Raw genomic sequence first — 18780 nt, forward strand, 5'->3', positions numbered from 1 at the left:
CTCCCGGGTCAGCGGATGACGACGACCTTCACGCCGATCGTCGCGAACGACCACATCGCGTCACCGTCCGCACGGGTCTCGCGGATGCCGCCGAGCTTCTTGGTGGGGTCCGGGGCTTCCGTCGAGCCGTTCACCGCCGCGCTGAAGCCGATGGCGATGCCGTCGACCAGGTGGAACCGCACCACGTGCTCGATCTGCGCGCCGTCCGATCCGGAGACCGCCCGCGCCCGTGAGGTGACGGCGTAGGTGCCCGCGGCCGGGTCCAGCGTCCCGGGCGTCACCTTGAAGGTGCGCCGGACCTTGTTGTTCGCGCCGACCAGCCACACCCGGTCGTCGTCGGTCGAGTACACGACCCGCTCGCCCCGGCCGGACTGCGCGGGCAGGGCCGCCGGGTTCTTCTTGTCGCGGGGAGCCTTCGAGGTGGCGGCCTTGGGGGAGGCGTCGGCCTGCGGCTTGCCCAGGGTGTCCGGCACGCTCGCGGACGCCTGGTAGGCGAGGAAGCCGACTGCGGCGACCGCCGCCACGGTGAGCCCGGCCACGAATCCCGAGCTGCTCCTAGCCACCTTGTGTGCCCACCTCTCGTACTTCGTACGTCCTTGCTGTGACGGTAGCAGCAGGGGAGCGGGAGACCGGGGCGGCCGTACGTCCGGCTCGGGCGCCGTAGGCTGTTTGCGTGCTCTTGCTCGCTCTGGATACCGCCACCCCCGCCGTGACCGTCGCGCTGCACGACGGCACGTCCGTCATCGCCTCGTCGAGCCAGGTCGACGCACGCCGCCACGGGGAGCTGCTCCTCCCGGCCGTGGACCGCGTGCTCGCCGAGGCGGGCCACCGGCTCGACGCCGTCACCGGCATCGTCGTCGGCGTGGGCCCCGGCCCGTACACCGGCCTGCGCGTCGGCCTCATGACCGCCGACACCTTCGGACTCGCCCTCGGCGTGCCGGTGCACGGCGTGTGCACCCTCGACGCGCTCGCGTACGCGGCCGATCTCGACGGCCCCTTCGTGGCGGCGACGGACGCCCGCCGCAAGGAGGTCTACTGGGCGCGCTACGCCGACCGGCGCACGCGCGTCACCGACCCCGCCGTGGACCGCCCCGGCGACCTGGACGTCGGCGGACTGCCCGCCGTCGGAGCGGGCGCGCTGCTCTACCCCGACACCTTCCCGGACGCGCACGCGCCCGAGCACGTCTCGGCGGCCGCGATGGCCTCGCTGGCCGCGGAACGGCTCGCCGCGGGCGTCGAACTGGAGGCGCCCCGGCCGCTCTACCTGCGCCGGCCGGACGCCCAGGTGCCCAAGAACTACAAGGTGGTCACCCCCAAGTGACCGACCACCCGTCTCCTGGAAGCCGCCCTCCGACCACGCCGCCGCCCGGCGGGGCGGACGTGCGCGAGATGCGCTGGTGGGACATCGATCCCGTACTGGAACTGGAGAAGGACCTGTTCCCCGAGGACGCCTGGTCCCGGGGCATGTTCTGGTCCGAGCTGGCCCACGCGCGCGGGCCCGAGGCGACGCGCCGGTACGTCGTGGCCCTCGACGGGGAGCGGCTCGTCGGGTACGCCGGGCTCGCCGCCGCGGGCGACCTGGGCGACGTGCAGACCATCGCCGTCGCCCGCGACCAGTGGGGCACCGGGCTCGGCGCCCGGCTGCTCACCGAGCTGCTGCGTGCCGCGACCGCGTTCGAGTGCGCCCAGGTGATGCTCGAATGCCGGGTGGACAACGTCCGCGCGCAGAAGCTCTACGAACGCTTCGGCTTCGAAGCCATCGGCGTCCGGCGCGGCTACTACCAGCCGGGGAACGTCGACGCCCTGGTCATGCGCCTCAACACGGCTGCGGACAGCGGCCCGGGAGCAGGCTCCCCCTCAGCAAACGGCGGACAAGGAACAGAGAGCAATGGCTGACGAACCACTCGTCCTCGGTATCGAGACCTCCTGCGACGAGACCGGCGTCGGCATCGTCCGCGGCACGACCCTGCTCGCGGACGCGATCGCGTCCAGCGTCGACGAGCACGCCCGGTTCGGCGGAGTCGTGCCCGAGGTCGCCTCCCGGGCCCACCTGGAGGCGATGGTGCCGACCATCGACCGCGCGCTGAAGGAGGCGGGCGTCAGCGCCCGTGACCTCGACGGCATCGCGGTGACCGCGGGCCCCGGCCTCGCCGGCGCGCTGCTCGTCGGCGTCTCCGCCGCGAAGGCGTACGCGTACGCGCTCGGCAAGCCGCTGTACGGCGTCAACCACCTCGCCTCGCACATCTGCGTGGACCAGCTGGAGCACGGGGCGCTGCCGGAGCCGACCATGGCACTCCTCGTCTCGGGCGGTCACTCCTCGCTGCTGCTGTCCTCGGACATCACGGCCGACGTGCGGCCGATGGGCGCGACCATCGACGACGCCGCGGGCGAGGCCTTCGACAAGATCGCGCGCGTGCTGAACCTCGGCTTCCCGGGCGGCCCGGTCATCGACCGGTACGCCAAGGAGGGCGACCCGCAGGCGATCACGTTCCCGCGCGGGCTCACCGGGCCGCGCGATCCCGCGTACGACTTCTCGTTCTCCGGTCTGAAGACCGCGGTGGCCCGCTGGATCGAGGCGCGGCGGGCGGCGGGGGAGGAGGTGCCGGTGCGTGACGTGGCGGCGTCCTTCCAGGAGGCGGTCGTGGACGTGCTGACCCGCAAGGCCGTACGGGCCTGCAAGGACGAGGGCGTGGACCACCTCATGATCGGTGGCGGTGTGGCCGCCAACTCCCGGCTGCGTGCGCTCGCCGCGGAGCGCTGCGAGGCGGCCGGGATCCGGCTGCGGGTGCCGCGGCCCAAGCTGTGCACGGACAACGGCGCCATGGTGGCCGCCCTCGGCGCGGAGATGGTGGCGCGCAACCGGGCCGCCTCCGACTGGGACCTGTCCGCCGACTCGTCCCTCCCGGTGACGGACCCGCACGTGCCCGGCCAGTCCCACTCGCACTCCCACGACCACGTGCACGAGGTCAGCAAGGAGAACCTGTACTCGTGACCGTCGCCCTGATGTGGGAGGCACGGGCCGTGCCGGGGCGCGGGGAGGACCTGCTCGCCTGGGTGCGGGCGCAGGAACTGTCCGGCGCGCCGCTGCGCCGGGAGACCCTGCGGGCTCCCCAGGACCGGGTGCTCGTCATCACCTGGTGGGACGCCGCGTACGACGCGGAGCTGCCGGAACTGCCCGAACCCGACGGGGAGTTGGTGACCCGGGCGGTGCACCGGTGGAGGTTCGAGGCGGTGTCCTGAGCGGGTTCCGCGGGGGAGTCCCGGACGCTGTCCGGGACGGGTGCCTCGGGGTCGGCCGGTCCGGGCTTCCCGTGGACCACTGTTTTCCGGAAGACTCCTGCAAAGTTTCGCCTGCGCGTATGGAACCGTAGGGGGCGACCTGACACGTCGACGGAGGTGGGCGCAGTGGCCCGGGAGAGCATCAGGAACAAGGTGACGATCACCGAGATCGCCCGGCAGGCCGGGGTCTCGGTGCCCACCGTGTCGCGTGTCGTCAACGGCCGCTCGGACGTCTCCCCGGAGACCCGGGCCCGGATCGAGGACCTGCTGCGGCACCACGGCTACCGGCGCAAGCCGTCCGCGCCGGGGAACCGTGCCGCCCTCATCGACCTCGTCTTCAACGACCTCGACAGCCCCTGGGCGGTGGAGATCATCCGAGGGGTCGAGGACGTCGCGCACGCCGCGGGCGTGGGCACGGTGGTCTCCGCGATCCACGGCGCCTCGGGCTCCGCCCGGCAGTGGATGACCAATCTGCGCGCCCGCGCCTCGGACGGCGTGATCCTGGTGACCTCCGTCCTCGAACCGCGGCTGCACGAGGAGCTGCGGCGCCTCGGTGTGCCGCTCGTCGTCATCGACCCCGCGGGGTCGCCGTCCCTGGACGCGCCCACCGTCGGCGCCACCAACTGGGCCGGCGGCATGGCCGCCACGGAGCATCTGCTCGGCCTCGGCCACCGCAGGATCGGCTTCGTCGCCGGGCCCCCGCGGCTGCTCTGCTCGCGGGCCCGCCTCGACGGCTACCGGGCCGCGCTGGAGGGTGCGGGCGTCGAGGTCGACGACGCCCTGATCGTGCCGGGCGACTTCTACCACCAGGCCGGTTTCGACGGCTGCAACACCCTGCTCGACCTGGCCGAACCGCCGACCGCGCTGTTCGCCGCCAGCGACCAGATGGCGCTCGGCGCGATCGAGGCGCTGCGCCGCCGCGGCCTGCGGGTGCCCGAGGACATGAGCGTCGTCGGGTTCGACGACCTGCCCGAGGTCCGCTGGTCGGCGCCGCCGCTGACGACCGTGCGCCAGCCGCTGGCCGACATGGGCAAGCTGGCCACGCGCACGGTGCTGCGGCTCGCGCTCGGCGAGGAGCCGGCGTCGCCCCGGGTGGAGCTCGCGACCGAGCTGGTCGTGCGGGCGAGCACGGCGGCGCCGGCCGTCTGAGTCGTTCGCCCGCCGCCGTCCGAGACGTTCGCCCACCGCCGTCCGAGAGGCTCGCGCGCGCCCGCCCGGGTCCCCGCCGCCGCGTGCCCTCCCGGCGCCGGCGTGCCGTTCCCCGAGGTCGGCGAGGGGTCCGGGGCCCGCCGACTCCCATATTTGTCAGGAGCGTTGACATACCTGTCGCGCGCCCGTAACTTCCGTGCGCACTCGACCGATAATTTTCGGCTCTCTTCCGGAAGGTGTGCGATGCGAGCGTTGGGCAACACCTCTCTCTCCCGCCGCGGGTTCATGGCGGCCTCAGCGGCGACCGGACTGGGTGCGGCCGCCCTGAGCGCGTGCGGCTCCTCCGACAGCGGGAACAGCTCGGGCAAGACCACCATCGAGTGGTGGAACATCACCACCACCCAGCCCGCGAAGAAGCTGTGGGCCCAGCGCGCCAAGGAGTTCGAGGCGGCGCACCCCGACGTGAAGATCAAGGTCGTCACGCTGGAGAACGAGGCGTACAAGTCGAAGATGACCGCGCTGACCACCTCGGGAAAGCTGCCGGACATCTTCCACACCTGGGGCGGCGGCGTCCTCCAGCAGCAGATCGACGCCGGCCTGGTCGAGGACCTGACGGACAAGGTGGCGCCCTGGACGAAGCAGTACGTGCCCGCCGCCCTGGCGGCCTACCGCTTCGACGACAAGACGTACGCCGTCCCGTTCGACATCGGCATGGTCGGGTTCTGGTACAACAAGGCGCTCTTCGCCAAGGCCGAGATCGCGAGCCCGCCCACCACCTGGTCCGCCTACCTCGACGCCGTCAAGGCCCTGAAGAGCGCGGGGATCACGCCCATCGCCCTGGCCGGCAAGGAGAAGTGGCCCGGCATGTACTACTGGGCGTACCTCGCGATGCGGGTCGCCGGACTCGACGCGATGCAGAAGGCCGCCACCGACGCCGACTTCACCGGCGAGGGCTTCGTCAAGGCGGGCGAACACCTCAAGGACCTCGTCGCCCTCGAACCGTTCCAGAAGGGCTTCCTCGGCGCGGCCTACTCCACGCCCAACGGCGAGGCGGCCGCGATGGGCAACGGCAAGGCGGCCATGGAACTGATGGGCCAGTGGGCGCCCGTCGTCGAGAGCGACGCCGGCAAGGGCATCGGCAAGGACCTCGGCTTCTTCTCGTTCCCCGCCGTCGAGGGCGGACAGGGCGCGCTCACCGAGGTGTTCGGCGGAGGCGGCGGCCACGCGGTGCGCAAGGGCGCGCCGGACGCGGCGGTGGAGTTCCTGAAGTTCTTCGCCGAGAAGGAGTTCGCCGCCAAGCTGGTCAAGGACACCGGACTGATCCCGGTGTCCAAGGACGTGCGCTCCGCGCTGACCGACGCCAACCTCACCGCCGTGTCCGACGCGCTGAACTCGGCCACCGGCTTCCAGCTCTACCTCGACCAGGCGTACGCCCCCGCCGTCGGCCAGGAGATCAACGACAGCGTCGCCGCACTCATCGCGGGCTCCAAGTCCCCGCAGCAAGTGACCCGTTCGGTCACCCAGGTGGCCAAGAGCGAGAAGAGCTAGCGGCCACCGATGACGCATTCGACGACATCGACCCCGTACGCGCCCGAACTCGGCAAGGTGCCGGAGCCGGGGACCGTGCCCCCGGCCGCCGGGCCGCGCAGGCCCGTGCTGCGCCGTCTGGGCGACTGGCTCTCGGCGGTCGTCTTCACGGTCCCCGCGCTCGCCCTGTTCGGCCTCCTGGTGCTGGTGCCGATGGGGTACGCGTTCTACGTCAGCTTCTTCGACTGGGGCGGATTCGGTTCACCCACGGACGTCACCGGGTTCGGCAACTACACCCGGCTGTTCGAGGACCCGGTGTTCCTCGGGGACCTGTGGCGCGGCGGGCTGCTGATCGGCTTCTCCATCGCCCTCCAACTGCCGTTCGCGCTCGCCATGGCCGTGCTGCTCAACCAGGAGCTGCGGGGCCGGGCCGTCTACCGGATGCTGTTCTTCGCCCCGTACATCCTGTCCGAGGTCATCACGGGCGTGCTGTTCGGCATGATCTTCGCGCCGGGGGACGGACTCGCCGACCGGCTGCTCGGCGCGGTGGGGCTCGACGGGCTCGGCGGGGAGTGGTTCGCGGGACGGAACACGGTCCTGCCCACGCTCTTCCTCGTCATGACGTGGAAGTACTTCGGCTTCCACATGATGCTCTACCTGGCCGGCCTCCAGGGCATTCCGGCCGAGCTGTACGAGGCGGCCCGCATCGACGGCGCCGGCACCTGGCAGCGCTTCCGCCACATCACGCTGCCGCTGCTCGCGCCGACCCTGCGGATCAGCGCGTTCCTGTCCGTCATCTTCTCCATCCAGCTCTTCGACCTGGTCTGGGTGATCACCACGGGCGGCCCCGACCACGCCTCCGAGACGATGGCGATCAGCATGGTCCAGTACGGCTTCAAGCGCTATCAGATGGGCTACGCGAGCGCCATCAGCGTCGTGATGTTCCTCATCAGCCTGGTCTTCGCCCTCGCCTACCAGCGCTTCGTGCTGCGCCGTGACACCGAAGGAGCCCTCACCACCATGCGAGCCAACCGATGAGCGGCGCGACGGGCGTCCCGAAGAGCGTCGTACGCCGGCGCAGGCTGCGCACCCTCCCCGTGTACGCGGTCCTCTGGGTGGTCGGCGTCTTCATGGTCACCCCGCTCCTGTACACGCTCGTCTCCGGTTTCAAGTCGACCGAACAGCTCTCCAGCAACCCGTTCGGACTGCCGTCGCCCTGGGTGACGTCGAACTACACGTCCCTGCTCGGCTCGGGCGCGTTCTGGCGGTCCGTCGGAAGCAGCACGGTGATCGCCGTGGGCGCCACCCTGCTCACCGTGGCGACCGCCGCGCTCGCCGCGTTCGCGCTGGCCCGGTTCGCCTTCCGCGGGCGGGAGCTGGTGTTCACGCTGTTCACCATGGGCCTGATGTTCCCGTTCGCGGTGGCGATCCTGCCGCTGTTCATCCTGCTGCGCACCTTCGGGCTCCTCGACAACCCCTGGGGCGTGATCCTGCCCGAGGCGGCCTTCGGACTGCCGGTGACGATCATCATCCTGCGCGGGTTCTTCCGGGAGATCCCCGGCGAACTGGAGGAGGCCGCGACCCTCGACGGCTGCTCCCGCTTCGGCTTCTTCTGGCGCATCCTGCTGCCGCTGGCCCGGCCCGCGCTCGGCACGGTCTCCGTCCTCGCCATCGTCAGCAGCTGGAACCAGTTCCTGCTCCCGCTGCTCGTCTTCAGCGAGCCCACCTGGTGGACGATCCCCGTCGGCATCCAGCAGTTCCAGGGCCAGTACGCCTCGGACGTGGCCCGCATCTTCGCGTACCTGGTGCTCGCCATGGCACCCGCCCTCGCCTTCTACGCGGTCGCCGAACGCCAGTTGATCGGCGGCATCACGCTCGGCGCGACCAAGGGATAGGGCCCGTCCCGCGGGGCACGCCCGTCCGGGCGGGCCCCGGCGGACCCGTTCCGTCGCCGAACCACTTCACCGACGTGAGGAGTTACATGACCCACCCCTGGCAGGATCCCGCTCTGCCCGCCGACGTCCGTGCCGCCGACCTGCTCGCCCGGATGACCCCGCGCGAGCGGATCGCCCAGCTCTACAGCGTCTGGCCCGGCTCCGACGAGACGCCCGGAGGGGACATGGCGCCGCTCCAGCACGCCCTGTCCGAGGACATCGACCTGGCGGAACTCCTCCCCGACGGGCTGGGCCAGCTCACCCGCCCCTTCGGCACCGCCCCCGTCGACCCCGCGGAGGGCGCCGCCCGGCTGGCCTCCCTCCAGGAACGCATCCGGTCGGCCAACCGCTTCCGGCTGCCCGCGCTCGCCCACGAGGAGTGCCTCACCGGCTTCACCGCCTGGCGGGCCACCGTCTTCCCCACCCCGCTCGCCTGGGGTGCCGCCTTCGACCCCGCCCTGGTGCGGGAGATGGCCTCGGCGATCGGCGCCTCCATGCGCTCGGTCGGCGTCCACCAGGGCCTGGCCCCCGTGCTCGACGTCGTGCGCGACCCCCGCTGGGGCCGCACCGAGGAGTCGATCGGCGAGGACCCGTACCTCGTCGCGACCATCGGCACCGCCTACGTCCAGGGTCTGGAGTCGGCGGGCGTCGTCGCCACCCTCAAGCACTTCGCCGGGTACTCGGCCTCGCGCGCCGGCCGCAACCACGCGCCCGCGTCGATCGGCCCGCGCGAGCTCGCCGACGTCATCCTGCCCCCGTTCGAGATGGCGGTGCGGGAGGGCGGCGCCCGTTCGGTGATGGCCGCGTACAACGACCTCGACGGACTGCCCGCGCACGCCCACCACCGGCTGCTCACCGAACTGCTCCGCGAGGAATGGCAGTTCACCGGCACCGTGGTCGCCGACTACTTCGGCGTCTCCTTCCTGGAGTCGACGCACGCGATCACCGACTCGCCGGCCGGGGCCGCGGCGCTGGCCCTCGCCGCGGGCGTGGACGTGGAACTGCCCGCGGTGCGCTGCTACGGCGCCGGGCCGCTCGACGGGGAGCTCGTGGACCGGGCCGCGCTGCGGGTCCTGACCCAGAAGTGCGAGCTCGGCCTGCTGGACCCCGACTGGTCGTCGCCCGTCACGGACACCGCCGCCGTGGACCTCGACCCGCCCCACATGCGGGCGCTGGCACGGCAGCTGGCCGAGGAGTCGGTCACCCTGCTGGCCAACGGCGGGGTGCTGCCGCTCGCACCGGGCACCGGGAGGATCGCCGTGCTGGGCCCGCTCGCCGACGACGCGGCGGCCCTCCTCGGCTGCTACACCTTCCCCCGCCACGTCCTGCTCGACCACCCCGACGTGCCGATGGGCGTCGAGGTGCCCACGCTGCTCGAAGCGCTGCGCGCGGAACTGCCGGACACCGAGTTCACCGAGGACCCGGTCGCGGCCGACGTGTGTGTCGTCGCCGTCGGCGACCGCTCCGGGCTGTTCGGACGCGGCACGTCGGGCGAGGGCTGCGACGCGGCCGACCTGGAACTGCCCGACGGACAGGGCGAGGTGGTGGAGAAGGCGCTGGCGTCGGGGACCCCGGTCGTGCTGGTCGTGCTCTCCGGGCGCCCGTACGCGCTCGGCCGCTGGGCGGACCGGTGCGCGGCGGTGGTGCAGGCCTTCTTCGCGGGCCAGGCGGGCGGCTCCGCCGTCGCCGGTGTGCTGTCCGGACGCGTCAACCCCTCGGGGCGGCTCCCGGTGAGCGTGCCCCGCGACCCCGGCGGGCAGCCGGGCACGTATCTGGCGCCGCCGCTGGGCCGCCGGGGCGAGGCGAGCAGTCTCGACCCCACCCCGCTGTTCCCGTTCGGGCACGGCCTGTCCTACACGACCTGGGACTGGCAGCCGCCGACGGTCGACGACCCTTCGTTCCCGACGGACGGCGTGACGACGCTGCGGCTGACCGTCCGCAACACGGGGGAGCGGGCCGGCACGGAGGTCGTCCAGCTCTATCTCCACGACCCGGTCGGCAAGGTGGCGCGGCCCGTGGTCCGGCTGATCGGCTACGCGCGGGTGCCGCTGGAGGCGGGCACGTCGGCGGAGGTGCACTTCACCGTGCCCGCGGACCTGGCCGCGTACACCGGACCCGACGGCGACCGGATCGTCGAACCCGGGGCGCTGGAGCTGCGGTTGGCGGTCTCCGGCGCGGACGAGGCGGTGCGCTGGACGGTGCCGGTGACCTTGACCGGAGCCGAGCGGGTGGTGGGGCCCGGGCGGCGGATGCGGTGCGAGGTGCGCGTGAAGTGAGGCGGCGGGACGAGCTCCGACACTTTCGCGCCAAGCGCCGATCGTTCCGCCGGCGCATGGCGCGCAAAGGAGGGTCGGCGCGCGGGTGGGCGGGGCTACGATCCCGCCCATGAATCCCGCGAAGCCGCCGCGAACCCCGGGAACACGCATGTCGGCACGTCCGCCCGCGCGGTCCGCGACGCTCGCCGAGATCGCCCGCGAGGCCGGTGTGTCCGCGCCGACCGTTTCGAAGGTGCTCAACGGCCGCGCGGACGTGGCCCCCGGGACGCGTACGCGCGTGGAGGCGCTGCTGCGTTCCTACGGCTACCGGCGGCGCCGGGCCGAGGCGACCCGCTCGCCCCTCATCGACCTGGTCTTCCACGAGCTGGAGAGCGCCTGGGCGATGGAGGTGATCCGGGGCGTCGAGAACGTCGCCCGGGACGAGGGGCTGAGCGTCGTCCTCTCCGAGAGCGCGGGCCGGCTGACCCCCGGACGCACCTGGGCGGACCAGGTCGCCGCCCGCCGCCCGCACGGCGTGGTCCTCGTGCTCTCCGGTCTCGACGAGTCCGGGCAGGCGCTGCTGACCAGCAGGTCCATCCCGTTCGTGGTGATGGACCCGGCCGGCGACCCGGGCGACGACGTGCCGTCCGTCGGGGCCACCAACTGGCACGGCGGCCTGGCCGCCACCCGTCATCTCGTCGAGCTGGGCCACACCCGGATCGGCGCGATCAGCGGGCCCACCCGCATGATGTGCAGCCGCGCCCGCGTCGACGGGTACCGGGCCGCGCTGGAGACGGCGGGCCTGCCGTGCGACCCGGCCCTGATCCGGCCGGGCACCTTCCACCACGACAGCGGCTACCGGGCGGGCCTCGAACTGCTGCGCCTCCCGGACCGGCCCACCGCCGTCTTCGCGGGCAACGACCTCCAGGCGCTAGGACGTGTCTTCAAATGATCTTGGATGGTGGATCATGGTTGGGTGATACGCCGCCATGAACTGTCCGATGCTGAGTGGGAGTTCGTCCGGCCGCTGCTGCCTGCATCCTTGCGGGGGCGGAAGCGGTTGGACGACCGACGGGTCCTCAACGGGATCGTGTGGAAGTTCCGTACCGGGACGGCCTGGCGTGATGTGCCCGAGCGGTACGGGCCGTGGGCCACGCTGCACACCCGTTTCCGGCGGTGGGCGGCGGACGGCACCTTCGAGCGGATGCTCCGTAGCGCCCAGGCGCGGGCCGACGCGGCCGGGGACATCGATTGGCTGGTGTCGGTCGACTCGACCGTCGTCCGCGCCCACCAGCACGCCGCCGGAGCTCGAAAAGGGGGCTCCGCAGCCCCGCCCTCGGACGCTCCCGCGGCGGCCTGACCAGCAAAATCCACCTCGCCTGCGACAGCGTCGGCCGCCCGCTCGCTTTCACCCTCACAGGCGGCAACACCAACGACTGCACCCAGTTCACCGCCGTGATGGAAGCGATCCGGGTGCCCCGCATCGGCCCGGGACGACCCCGCGTGCGACCCGCCCATGTCCTGGGCGACAAGGGCTACAGCTCCCGGGCCATCCGCACCTGGCTCAGGCGGCACGGCATCGCCCACACGATCCCCGAGCGGGCCGACCAGGTCCGCAACAGGCTCAAGCGCGGCAGCCGTGGCGGGCGCCCGCCGGCCTTCGACAAGCAGCTCTACAAGCGTCGCAACGTCGTGGAACGCTGCTTCAACCGACTCAAACAGTGGCGCGGCATCGCGACCCGCTACGACAAGACCGCCGAGTCATACCAGGCAGCCGTCACCCTCGCATCGCTCCTGATGTGGGCGTGACATTTGACGACAACTCCTAGGCCTGTACGAGGCCGCGCGCGAGCTCGGGCTGCGCATCCCCGGGGATCTGAGTGTCGTCGGGTTCGACGACCTGCCGGTGGCCCGCTGGGTCGGCCCGCCGCTGACGACGGTGCGGCAGCCGCTCACCGAGATGGCCGAGGCGGCGGCGCGGCTGGTGCTCCAGCTGGGCCGCGAGGAGCGGCCGCCGTCGGCGACACGCGTGGAACTGGCCACGAGCCTCGTGGTGCGCAGCAGCACCGGCGCGCCACCGGCGTAGTGGGGACGTCCGGCGGCGGACCCCGGCACGGCGACGCGCCTCGGCACCGCGGCCGACCCCGTACGGCGGCTGCCGTGTTCGCACGGCGGTGCCCCCCGCTCGGCGAGGAGGGCGATACAGGCGTGACGGATGTCTTGACGAGTTATGGGAGCGCTCCCATACTGCTCCGAAGTCAATCGGTTGAACGACCGAAACTTTCGGAGGCACCCGCCATGAGAACCTCCAGAACATCCTTAGGGAAACGACTCTCGGCCTTGTTCACGGGCGCCGCGGCCGTGGCCGCCATGCTCGCCGCCGGGACGACCGCCCACGCCGCCGACACCCCGCTGCGCGACCTCGCCGCCGCCAAGGGCAAGGTCATCGGCACCGCGGTCACCGGATCCAAGCTCACCGGCACCTACGGCGACCTCGCCGGCGGGCAGTTCAACTCGCTGACCCCGGGCAACGCCATGAAATGGGGCTCGGTCGAGCCCACCCGGGGCAGCTTCAACTGGTCCGAGGCCGACCAGATCGTCGCCTTCGCCCAGGCCCACAACCAGCAGGTGCGCGGGCACACCCTCGTCTGGCACAGCCAGAACCCGAGCTGGCTGACGAACGGCACCTGGACGCAGGCACAGCTCAGCGGCCTGCTCCAGGACCACATCACCACCGAAGTCACCCGGTACAAGGGCAAGCTGGCGGCCTGGGACGTGGTGAACGAGCCGTTCAACGAGGACGGCACCTACCGCTCGACGCTCTGGTACAACGGCCTCGGCGCCGACTACATCGCCCAGGCGCTGACCTGGGCGCACGCCGCCGACCCGAGCGCCAAGCTCTACATCAACGACTACAACGTCGAGGGCGTCAACGCGAAGAGCACCGCCCTCTACAACCTGGTCAAGTCGCTGAAGGAGCGCGGCGTCCCGATCGACGGCGTCGGCCTGCAGGCCCACCTGATCCTCGGCCAGGTCCCCGGCACGCTCCAGCAGAACATCCAGCGCTTCGCCGACCTCGGCGTCGACGTCGCGGTCACCGAGCTGGACATCCGTATGCAACTCCCCGCCGACGGCTCGAAGCTGGCGCAGCAGGCCGCGGACTACAAGGCCGTGTTCGACGCGTGCGTGGCGGTCACCCGGTGCGCCGGTGTCACCGTCTGGGGCTTCACGGACTCCGACTCCTGGATCCCGGACGTCTTCCCGGGCTACGGCGCGGCGACCCCGTACGACGAGAACTACGCCCCGAAACCGGCGTACTCCGCGATCGCGGCCTCGCTGGGCGGGACGTCGACGCCGCCTCCCACCGGCGCGTGCACCGTGACGTACGGCGTCACGAGCCAGTGGAACACGGGCTTCACGGGCCAGGTGACGATCGCCTGCTCCGGGGCCGCGCTGTCGTCGTGGAAGGTGAACTGGACGTACGGCGCGGGCCAGCGGATCACCCAGGCCTGGAACGCCACCTGCACGCAGACCGGTGCCGCCGTCAGCTGCTCCAACGCGTCCTACAACGGGACGGTACCGAGCGGCGGTTCGGTGTCCTTCGGCTTCAACGCCTCGTGGAGCGGGAGCAATCCGGCCCCGACGGTGACCCTGGGCTGAGCGCGCACCGCGATCGCTGAGGTACGCCTGAGAAGTCTGAGAATTTCCGAAGGAAACCCGAGAACAGGTTCCTGCTCGTCATAATTCGGACTTACGTTCCTCTGCGTGACGGGTGAGGACGAGCACGGGGACGACCGCGAGGGCGTCGTGGGACACGGCGGCCGACGGCGCCTGCTGAAGGTGGCCGGCGCCGTTCTCGCCGGCGTCCTCGTGCTCTGCGCGTCCGGCGCCGGCTGGGCGTACTGGCACCTCGACCACAACATCAAGAGCGTCGACATCAACGGCGCGCTCGGCGACGACCGGCCGGCCCGGGCGGTGCCGACGCCGAGCGCGTCCGCCACCGGGTCCGCTTCCGCCTCCGCCGCCCCGCTGCCGAGCGGCGCGCTGAACATCCTGGTCCTCGGCTCCGACTCGCGCAGCGGCGAGCGCAACGAGAAGCTCGGCGGCGGTGACAGCGGCGGGGCGCGCTCCGACACGGCGATGGTCGTCCACCTCGACGAGGGCCGCAGGCACGCGACCGTGGTGAGCATCCCCCGGGACACCCTGGTGACCCGTCCGTCGTGCCCCACGCCGTCCGGGGGGACCACGGCGGTGGCGTACGGCGTGATGTTCAACAGCGCCTACGCGGTGGGCGGTCCGGCCTGTGCGGTGAAGACGGTCGAGTCCATGACCGGCATCCGCATGGACCACTACATCGAGATCGACTTCGCCGGTTTCGCGGACCTGGTCGACGCGCTCGGCGGTGTCACCGTCACGACCGACGAGGACATCGACGACGACCAGAGCCATCTGCACCTGACGGCCGGCGAGCACCACCTCGACGGCACGCGGGCGCTGGCACTGGCCCGGACGCGCCACGGCATCGGCGACGGCAGCGACCTCGGGCGCATAGGCCTCCAGCAGAAGCTGGTGAAGGCGCTGCTGGCGCGGATCTCGGCCACCGACCTGCTCGCCGACCCGGCCAGGCTCTACAAGGTCGCGGACGCGGTGACCGGGAGCCTGACGACGGACACCGGACTCGACTCGCTGGGCGAGCTGTCGAAGCTCGGCCGGAGCCTGAACGGCCTGTCGTCCGACGCCGTCGAGACGGTGATGATGCCGGTGGTGACCGCGCCCACGGACCACAACCGGGTGGTGGCCCGGGAACCGGCGGCCGCCGAGCTGTGGAAGTCGCTGAGGTGACGCCGGGGCGATCAGCCGGCGCCCACCCGTTTGCACCCTCTTGACCTGCGAAAACGGCATCAGTAGAAAAAACTTCGAAGAAATTCCGCAGCGGTGTCGATACCGGCGTGCCCCGTTCGACGCATGGGTGAGAGGCGGGGAGGAGCTCCGCCTCCGAGGCACAAGAGTCACGGATACGAGGAGTCACCATGCCGCGCTACCTGTCGCTGGTCCAGATCGACGAGAGCACCGCGCCCGCCGAGGGCCCGAGCCCCGAACTGATGCAGCGGATGGGCGAGCTCATCGAGGAGATCACGAAGGCCGGGGTCATGCTCGACACCGCCGGGCTGACGCCCAGCGCCCAGGGCAAGCGGGTGCACTGGCAGAGCGGGCAGCTGTCCGTCACCGACGGGCCCTTCACCGAGTCCAAGGAGGTCGTCGGCGGCTACGCCCTCATGCAGTGCAAGGACATGGCCGAGGCCCTGGAGTGGACCAAGCGGTTCCTGAAGGTGCACGAGGAGCACTGGACGGTGACCTGTGAGGTCCGGGAGATCGCGGAGGGCTGACCGGGAGCACGGCCGGGGCCCCGCCCCGGCCGCCCGGCCCCGGGGACCGCTTGGCCCGGCCGCCCGGAGGGTGTCTGATGGTGGGCTGTGGAAGAGCAGCCCACCATCACCGCGGCCGGGTCCGGCGGCAACGCCCTGGAAACCGTCGAGACGATCTTCCGGATCGAGTCGCCGCGCATCATCGCCGGCGTCGCCCGGATCGTCCGGGACGTCGGCATCGCCGAGGAACTCGCCCAGGACGCGCTGGTCGCGGCCCTGGAGCAGTGGCCGCGGGACGGCGTGCCCGGCAACCCGGGCGCCTGGCTGACGGCCACGGCCAAGCACCGCGCCATCGACCTCGTACGCCGCCGGGAGCGGTACGCGCGCAAGCTGGAGGAGGTCGGACGGGACCTCTCGCTGTCCGCGCCGCACCACGTCGACGAACCCTCCGACCCGGACGACATCGACGACGACCTGCTCCGCCTCGTCTTCACCGCATGCCATCCGGTCCTCTCCGCCGAGGCCCGCATCGCGCTCACCCTGCGTCTCCTGGGCGGCCTGACGACCGCCGAGATCGCCCGCGCCTACCTCACGTCCGAGGCGACGGTCGCCCAGCGCATCGTGCGCGCCAAGCGGACGCTGGCGGCGAAGGGCGTCGCCTTCGAGGTCCCCTACGGCCCCGAACGGGAGGCCCGGCTGGGGTCGGTCCTGGAGATCATCTACCTGGTGTTCAACGAGGGCTACGCGGCCACGGCGGGCGACGACCTGCTGCGCCCCGCCCTGTGCGAGGACGCCCTGCGGCTGGCGCGCGTGCTCGCCGAGCTGATGCCCAAGGAGCCCGAGGTGCACGCGCTCGCCGCCCTGCTGGAGCTCCAGGCGTCCCGCACGCCCGCCCGTACCTCTCCCTCGGGTGAGCCGGTCCTGCTCAGGGACCAGAACCGCCGCCGCTGGAACCGCATGCTGATCCGCCGCGGCTTCACCGCGCTGGGCCGGGCCAACGCCGTCGCCACGGGCAGCCCGGGCCCCTACGCCCTCCAGGCCGCCATCGCCGCCTGCCACGCGCAGGCGTACGCGTACGAGGACACGGACTGGCGGCAGATCGCCACCCTCTACGCCCTGCTGGCGGCCCGTACGCCGTCCCCGGTGGTCGAGCTGAACCGTGCCGTGGCCGTCTCGATGGCCGAGGGGCCCGGCCCCGCCCTGGAGATCGTCGACGCCCTCTGCGGTGAACCCGCCCTGCGCGACTACCACTTGCTGCCCAGCGTGCGCGGCGACCTGCTGGCCCGGCTCGGCCGCACGGAGCAGGCGCGGGCGGAGTTCGAGCGCGCGGCCGAGCTGGCCCGCAACGAACGGGAGCGGGAGCTGCTGACGGCCCGGGCGCGTGAGCTGGGCGGGGCGTGAGCGTTCCCGCCGTGACGCCATTCCCAAGGTGATCGGCGAAGGCTTACGGCTGCGCCGCTGCGGACAGCCGGTCGTACGCGCTCACGGCGCCCGCCCTCGCGGGCAGGAAGCACGGAGCGGTCCTGCTGACGCCCTCGGCCTCGGTCTCCTCGGCCGTGCAGGCGGAGCGGACGCGGGTCCTCGAGCCCGGCGCCACGGTCTGCCTGGTCGGCGGCACCGCCGCGGGCGCCGCGACGAACGTGTTCGGCCCGCTGCTGTGGACGGACGTCACCGCCCGCTCCGCCGACACCAGGTACCTGGTCGAGGGCGCCGCGAACCCGGGCGGTCCGGCGGTCTTCGGCGGCACCGGCTCGGTGTCGACAGCGGCACTGAATTCCGCGGGCGCTGCGATCAGTGCGAGCAGCAGCCGGTGGACGTACGGGGCGGGCTACGACGGCCTTGCTCCGCAGGCGAGCCCGTCCTCCTCGGCCAAGGTCGGCGGGTCGGCCTCGGGTGCTTCGGCGGTGCGCCCCGGCACGGCGCCGCGGCCCGTCACCGCGCCGGACCTCGCTCCGCTCAGCAGCCGCCACCAGCAGCAGGCGGCTGCGCGGGTCCCCCCACCAGCATGGTCGGGGCACCCGCCACCCGCGTCAGGAACACCGTCGCGGAAGCGGGCCCCTGCGGCTTCACCTTCCGCCGCAGCTCCTCCGGCTCGACGGCCGAGCCCCGCTTCTTGACCGTCAGCACACCGACCTCGCGCTCCCGCAGCAACGCCTTCAGGCGCTTGACGTTGAAGGGCAGCAGGTCGGTGATCTCGTAGGCGGAGGCGTACGGCGTCGGGCGCAGCTCGTCCGCCGTGACGTAGGCGATGGTCTCGTCGATCAGGCCGCCGTCGAGGTCCTCGGCCACCTCCGCGACCAGGTGCGCGCGGATGACGGCGCCGTCGGGCTCGTACAGATAGCGGCCGACCGGACGCACGGCGGGATCGGGCAGGCCCCGGCCGCGCAGCGCGCGCGGGCCTGGCAGCAGGGTGGCCCGCACCAGCCCCGGCTCGGTGCCGAACCACAGCACCGCCTCCTTCACGTCCCCGCCGTCGGAGATCCACTCGGCCTCGGCCTGGGCGGGCACCGTCTCGTGCGGGATGCCGGGAGCGATCTTCAAGGCGGCCAGCGGTGCCTTCGTCGCGGTCTCGACCGCCCAGGACAGCGGCGGCGAGTAGGCCTCCGGGTCGAAGATCCGGCCCCGGCCGCCGCGCCGTGCCGGGTCCACGAAGACCGCCTCGTACGCGGAGGTGTCGACGGCGGTGACATCCGCCTCGCGGACCTCGATCAGCTCCGAGAGCCCCAGCGCGTCCGCGTTCGCGCGGGCGACCGCCGCGGTCAGCGGGTCACGGTCGACGGCGAGGACCCGGATACCGGCGCGGGCCAGCGCGATCGCGTCGCCGCCGATCCCGCAGCACAGGTCGGCCACGGAGCGGACGCCCAGCTCCTGGAACCGCCGGGCGCGGTGGGCCGCCACGCTCGTCCGCGTCGACTGCTCGACCCCGTTCGGGGTGAAGAACATCCGCTCGGCGTCCTCGGCCCCGAACTTCGCCGTGGCCCGCTGCCGCAGCCGCTCCTGCCCGAGGGCGGCGGAGACCAGCTCGGCCGGGTGCTCGCGGCGCAGCCGGGTGGCCACGGCCAGTTCCCGCGCCGGTTCGGTGCCGCGGACCTCGTCGAGCAGGGCGCGGCCCTCGGGAGTGAGGAGGGAGGCGAAGGAGACGTCGTTCACTGGCCCATTGTGGGCCAGTCGGTGGACGCTGCGCGTCCGGCCGTGGGGCCGCGGTGGTGTCGGGGCCTCGTGAGGGGCTCGCGCGGGGAAGATCCCGCACCATGCGATCAGTGCGACAAA

The 18780-nt window shown here is 72.4% G+C and carries 16 protein-coding genes and 3 pseudogenes; 16 read left to right on the forward strand and 3 right to left on the reverse strand.

All coding sequences use genetic code 11. From position 1 onward, the window contains the following. Positions 1-8: 8 nt before the first annotated feature. Complete coding sequence (locus ACSYGO_RS27805; RefSeq protein ID WP_426677460.1) at positions 9-563, reverse strand: hypothetical protein; 555 nt, start codon at positions 561-563, stop codon at positions 9-11. Between the two features lie 110 nt (positions 564-673). Here ACSYGO_RS27805 and tsaB point away from each other — a divergent pair, with 110 nt between their 5' ends. The 16 genes and pseudogenes from tsaB (at position 674) to ACSYGO_RS27885 (ending at position 16911) form a co-directional block, all read left to right on the forward strand. After that, complete coding sequence (gene tsaB / locus ACSYGO_RS27810) at positions 674-1321, forward strand: tRNA (adenosine(37)-N6)-threonylcarbamoyltransferase complex dimerization subunit type 1 TsaB (RefSeq protein WP_426677459.1); 648 nt, start codon at positions 674-676, stop codon at positions 1319-1321. A gap of 68 nt (positions 1322-1389) precedes the next feature. Then, positions 1390-1896 carry a ribosomal protein S18-alanine N-acetyltransferase gene (gene rimI, locus ACSYGO_RS27815; RefSeq protein WP_345656450.1) on the forward strand — a complete coding sequence of 169 codons (507 nt, stop codon included), beginning with the start codon at positions 1390-1392 and terminating at the stop codon, positions 1894-1896. After that, positions 1889-2992, forward strand: coding sequence for a tRNA (adenosine(37)-N6)-threonylcarbamoyltransferase complex transferase subunit TsaD (gene tsaD, locus ACSYGO_RS27820; protein WP_432174874.1), 1104 nt, complete (start codon positions 1889-1891; stop codon positions 2990-2992). Before rimI ends, tsaD begins: the two co-directional genes overlap by 8 nt. Continuing rightward, positions 2989-3240: a hypothetical protein gene (locus tag ACSYGO_RS27825; RefSeq protein WP_426677457.1), complete on the forward strand. Its 252-nt coding sequence runs from the start codon at positions 2989-2991 to the stop codon at positions 3238-3240. Before tsaD ends, ACSYGO_RS27825 begins: the two co-directional genes overlap by 4 nt. A gap of 165 nt (positions 3241-3405) precedes the next feature. Beyond that, positions 3406-4428: a LacI family DNA-binding transcriptional regulator gene (locus ACSYGO_RS27830; RefSeq protein ID WP_460388051.1), complete on the forward strand. Its 1023-nt coding sequence runs from the start codon at positions 3406-3408 to the stop codon at positions 4426-4428. 252 nt (positions 4429-4680) lie between these two features. Continuing rightward, on the forward strand, positions 4681-5976 hold the full coding sequence (locus ACSYGO_RS27835; RefSeq protein ID WP_432188609.1) for an extracellular solute-binding protein: 1296 nt from the start codon (positions 4681-4683) through the stop codon (positions 5974-5976). A 9-nt stretch (positions 5977-5985) separates the two neighbouring features. Then, the gene (locus ACSYGO_RS27840) at positions 5986-6993 is read left to right on the forward strand and encodes a carbohydrate ABC transporter permease (protein ID WP_432188608.1); all 1008 of its coding nucleotides are present in this window, start codon (positions 5986-5988) and stop codon (positions 6991-6993) included. Continuing rightward, positions 6990-7850: a carbohydrate ABC transporter permease gene (locus ACSYGO_RS27845; protein WP_426677454.1), complete on the forward strand. Its 861-nt coding sequence runs from the start codon at positions 6990-6992 to the stop codon at positions 7848-7850. Before ACSYGO_RS27840 ends, ACSYGO_RS27845 begins: the two co-directional genes overlap by 4 nt. 86 nt (positions 7851-7936) lie before the next feature. After that, a complete protein-coding gene (locus ACSYGO_RS27850) occupies positions 7937-10165 on the forward strand; it encodes a beta-xylosidase/alpha-l-arabinosidase (RefSeq protein WP_432174870.1) in 2229 nt (742 codons plus the stop codon). A gap of 109 nt (positions 10166-10274) precedes the next feature. After that, positions 10275-11081, forward strand: a pseudogene (locus ACSYGO_RS27855) (LacI family DNA-binding transcriptional regulator); the annotation flags it as partial. Between the two features lie 21 nt (positions 11082-11102). Continuing rightward, positions 11103-11953 (forward strand): annotated as a pseudogene (locus ACSYGO_RS27860) (IS5 family transposase). Between the two features lie 10 nt (positions 11954-11963). After that, positions 11964-12230: pseudogene (locus tag ACSYGO_RS27865) on the forward strand (substrate-binding domain-containing protein); the annotation flags it as partial. A gap of 212 nt (positions 12231-12442) precedes the next feature. Beyond that, positions 12443-13804, forward strand: coding sequence for an endo-1,4-beta-xylanase (locus ACSYGO_RS27870; RefSeq protein WP_460388053.1), 1362 nt, complete (start codon positions 12443-12445; stop codon positions 13802-13804). Positions 13805-13909: 105 nt separating this feature from the next. Beyond that, positions 13910-14986 carry an LCP family protein gene (locus tag ACSYGO_RS27875; protein ID WP_460388055.1) on the forward strand — a complete coding sequence of 359 codons (1077 nt, stop codon included), beginning with the start codon at positions 13910-13912 and terminating at the stop codon, positions 14984-14986. Positions 14987-15174: 188 nt separating this feature from the next. Next, complete coding sequence (locus ACSYGO_RS27880; RefSeq protein ID WP_028805410.1) at positions 15175-15531, forward strand: YciI family protein; 357 nt, start codon at positions 15175-15177, stop codon at positions 15529-15531. A gap of 87 nt (positions 15532-15618) precedes the next feature. Next, positions 15619-16911, forward strand: coding sequence for an RNA polymerase sigma factor (locus ACSYGO_RS27885; RefSeq protein WP_432188604.1), 1293 nt, complete (start codon positions 15619-15621; stop codon positions 16909-16911). A gap of 43 nt (positions 16912-16954) precedes the next feature. On the opposite strand, the gene ACSYGO_RS27890 is transcribed toward ACSYGO_RS27885, so the two are convergent. Continuing rightward, positions 16955-17257, reverse strand: coding sequence for a hypothetical protein (locus ACSYGO_RS27890; protein ID WP_460388058.1), 303 nt, complete (start codon positions 17255-17257; stop codon positions 16955-16957). A gap of 209 nt (positions 17258-17466) precedes the next feature. Beyond that, complete coding sequence (locus ACSYGO_RS27895) at positions 17467-18660, reverse strand: THUMP-like domain-containing protein (protein ID WP_460388060.1); 1194 nt, start codon at positions 18658-18660, stop codon at positions 17467-17469. Between the last annotated feature and the right edge of the window lie 120 nt (positions 18661-18780).

Source organism: Streptomyces krungchingensis (assembly GCF_054729265.1).